General features: G+C 70.7%; 1 protein-coding gene. It reads left to right on the top strand.

What is annotated here, in order from left to right; genetic code table 11:
* The coding region (locus tag GV790_RS30215; RefSeq protein WP_163818206.1) for a condensation domain-containing protein at window positions 1-276 on the top strand (276 nt) is incomplete at both ends.

The raw sequence follows: 276 nt of genomic DNA, 5'->3' as shown, positions 1-276 counted from the left end.
TGTCGATGCACCACATCAGCGCCGACGGCTGGTCCATCGCTCCGCTCACCCGCGACCTCATGCTCGCCTACGCCGCCCGCAGTGCCGCCACCGCGCCGGACTGGGCGCCGCTGCCGGTGCAGTACGCCGATTACACGCTGTGGCAGCGCGAACTGCTCGGCGCCGAGGACGATCCGGATTCGCTGCTCGCCGAACAGATCCGGTTCTGGTCGGCCGAGTTGGCGCAATTGCCCGATGTGCTGGACCTGCCGGCCGATCGCCCGCGCCCGACGCGAC

Origin of the sequence: Nocardia cyriacigeorgica, assembly GCF_010858045.1 — a bacterium.
Classification (GTDB): domain Bacteria; phylum Actinomycetota; class Actinomycetes; order Mycobacteriales; family Mycobacteriaceae; genus Nocardia; species Nocardia cyriacigeorgica_E.
Note: the sequence above shows the minus strand (reverse complement) of the source record. Positions and strands in the feature narration are given on the sequence as shown.